Annotated in this window: 3 protein-coding genes; all 3 read right to left on the minus strand. The window is 38.2% G+C overall.

What is annotated here, in order from left to right:
• On the minus strand, window positions 1-705 hold a 705-nt coding region (locus tag CIK89_RS13250; protein WP_094391828.1), incomplete at its 3' end, for a FimB/Mfa2 family fimbrial subunit.
• A 456-nt stretch (window positions 706-1,161) separates the two neighbouring features.
• Window positions 1,162-2,703 (minus strand): M56 family metallopeptidase, encoded by a 1,542-nt coding sequence (locus tag CIK89_RS13255; protein ID WP_094391829.1) that lies wholly within the window; start codon window positions 2,701-2,703, stop codon window positions 1,162-1,164.
• A gap of 48 nt (window positions 2,704-2,751) precedes the next feature.
• Window positions 2,752-3,114 (minus strand): BlaI/MecI/CopY family transcriptional regulator, encoded by a 363-nt coding sequence (locus tag CIK89_RS13260; RefSeq protein ID WP_371593530.1) that lies wholly within the window; start codon window positions 3,112-3,114, stop codon window positions 2,752-2,754.
• Between the last annotated feature and the right edge of the window lie 25 nt (window positions 3,115-3,139).

The following is a 3,139-nucleotide window of genomic DNA, read 5'->3' on the forward strand; positions in this document are numbered from 1 at the left end:
TGAGATCGTTGGACCGTCTATGAATGAATTGTTTGGCGTATTCTTCTTGTAGATATTAGTTGTGTATGATTGTTTTGCAAAACTAAATCCAGTAGATGGATTGAAAGTGTATTGGTTTGGAGTACCTGCATTCTGATCTGGGTCGATGATGATTTCCACTTCATCTACTTCTTCAGGGTAGGGGTCTGATATATAAAGTGAGAAAGATGCTGTGATGCGTTTGCCAAAGTTCATAGTAACCTCTTTAGGTTCACCTCTGGTAATATCAACAGACATCGTTGTTGCATAGGTACTCTTGTAGAGTATGATATCATTGATGACCGCTTTTTCTGGAGATGCGATGTCTGCAGCTCCGTTACTTGGAGTTTTAGCCTTGTGTGCCACAGCTACGAAAGTGTATTTTCCAGCTGGAAGTTCGCAATTAATCTGATCGAAGTTCTCGTTTGTTCCTTTCGTTTTCTTTTCTGCATAAAACTCTTTGTTGTTTTCGTCGAAAACCTTAAATGCGATACAGGTCACTTGTGCTTCTGCAGCACTTGCACGTGACGTTGCGAAATTTTGGTCAGGAACTACTGAAAAATCAAATCCAGAAAAACTGACTTTTACTGAGACAGGTTCTGTCTGTTCAATGTTGCTGTCCTCTGATGAACAAGAGAACAGATGTGCTACAAACAAAGGTAGCAATAAAATTAGAAACTTTTTCATTTTTTATCGGATTTTTTGTTATAATGCTGTAAAGTTACGCTTTATTTTCATACGAAGCACGAAAAAACTCTTAAAAAAGTATAAAAGCAGTATTGATATAACGAAAAATGGCTAATTCTGTCCTTTTTATAGCAGTGTCAAATGGGTGTTTATAAGAAATTATTTGCGAAAAAACGGTAAAACTGTCAGTTTTATATTGCCTCTGATGATTGATTTAGTATTAAAGTGTCTTATCATGAGTTTGCTTTTCTATTGAAGAATAATCCAAGTCGGTAGAAGAATAATCGAAGGATAGACGAATTCCTATTGAGTAAGCGATGAGACCATATTGAAGATATGGCGGAATCAGACAGAATATAAAAATGTTTTGTATATCATACGTATCACCGAAATCGCCAAAGCGCACCGGCTTCACAGTCTGTGCGCTTACGCTCTTTTTCAAGAGGATGAATTATATTAATTGAGATTTTCGTTTTTCTTTGTTGTTACTACAATTACGTTTTCAGTATTCTCATCACCACTGTACTTCTTTATATTTTCTGCGTCTTTGAAGATTTGCAGGCTTGATATCTGATCTGGTTTAAGTGTGTTGATGTTGTCTATTCGTTTACCATCAACTATGTACAAAGTAGTGTTGGGTTGGTTATTCTCTTCTTTATTTGCAGCAGAATTTGGTTTGGGTGTTATAGTGCCTATGTTGAATGAGATGGGTAGTACATATTTCACATCTACTGCTTTACCGTTCTGTTTACCTGGTGTCCATTTTGGCATTTCCTTTATTACTCGTAGCGCTTCCTTATCGAGGGGCTCGCAAACGCTCCTTATAATGGTTGGCTCTATAATATTACCATTTTTATCTACCACAAAGGCCACAATGACTCTGCCGCTCTTATTGGTAGCAGTTGCCTCTGCTGGATATTTCACATTACTCCCGATGTATTCATATAATGCTTTCGGTCCTCCTGGGAATGAAGGCATCTGTTCTACGATGTCATAGACTTTCTTCTTGCTTTCTTTTTTGGGCGCTTTTTTCTTCTTTACTGGTTTGTTATTTTGTTGCACAGGCAAATTGTTTTCTACTGCCACCGCTGCATTATTACTCTCAGTAACAATTTTCTCGGCCATTGATTCTACACTTTCGTTGGCAAAAGCCACAACAGCTATTGCTGTTAAAGGAAGTGCCAAAAGCAGTTTGGCACGTTTCCATCCATTCGATTTCTGCATTTTCATCATTGTGATACGTTTTTTTAGTGAATTATGATTAAAATTGTTAGCTAACGCAAATCTATCTTCTCCCACAGCCTTCATCACCAGCAACAGTTGGTAATTGCGTGCATCTACACCTTCTGCGAGTACAGCTTCGTCTGCTTCGTATTCATGAACCTCCTGTAGCTCGCGTCTTAGTAGCCACGCTGCAGGGTTGTACCATTGAAAAATCAGCATGATGTTGCACAATAATATATCTACACTATGGTGATGAGCTATGTGTGCTCTTTCGTGTGTTAGAATTTCCATAGGGTGATCTTGATAGTCTTTCCGTGCTACAACGATATAGTTGAACCAACTGAAAGGAGCGATATCGCGGTCTATTACTACCAGATGTTCCCCATGTGCATTGTCTGTTCTTGTTCCGCTGCGCAATATGAATCGCAGTTTCCATAGAGACAACAGGAAGACCACGGCAAATATTCCAACACCTATTATATATAATAAGAATAGGAGTTGTATCATGGTAATTGGTTCTTTTGTCGGGTAGTCTAACGGTTGTTGTACCGTAGCAAGCATTTCTGTAAAATCTACCGTCACCGCAGTCATTGGCGTTTCTTTATTCAGTTCCACTTGTATCAATGGTACTATTAAAGCCATAAGAATCATCAACAGGATTGACTTACGGTTGAAGGCATGGAAGGTTTCTCTGCTTAAGCCCATTTTATAGAATAGGTAGAATGCGATTAAGCATATTCCCGATTTGATAGAATAAAGAAATAACATTCCCATATTACATTGGTTTTATATTATTTGTTGAATGGTCTTTTTTCTTTGAAATCAGTCTTTCTCAATCGTATTAATTAATTGCTTGAGTTCTTCTACCGATATTTTTTCCTCTTTAACCAGAGCGGAAACGGCTTTCAGGTATGATTTACCGAAGAATCTATCCACGACACTCATCAGCGTATTACGATGATATTCCTCGCGTGTGATTTTAGCGAAATACTGGAAGCAGCGTGCTGTTAAGGCGCGATGCCCTAGAAATCCTTTCTCCTCAAGGATTCTTACTAATGTTGCTAATGTGTTCACGTGTGGTTTAGGATCTTCGTAACATGCTTGCAATTCGCGAATCTGCATATCCCCATGTGTCCAATAGTGATCCATGATTTCCTCTTCTTTGTTAGTCAATGTCTTCATCATTTTATTCTGTTTTAATGTTTATGGC

This window comes from Prevotella sp. P4-119 (assembly GCF_002251345.1).
GTDB lineage: Bacteria > Bacteroidota > Bacteroidia > Bacteroidales > Bacteroidaceae > Prevotella.

Coding starts and splice junctions, on each gene's coding strand:
- CIK89_RS13260 (WP_371593530.1), bottom strand. CDS start 3,114: ATGATGAAGACATTGACTAACAAAGAAGAGGAAATCATGGATCACTAT.
- CIK89_RS13255 (WP_094391829.1), bottom strand. CDS start 2,703: ATGGGAATGTTATTTCTTTATTCTATCAAATCGGGAATATGCTTAATC.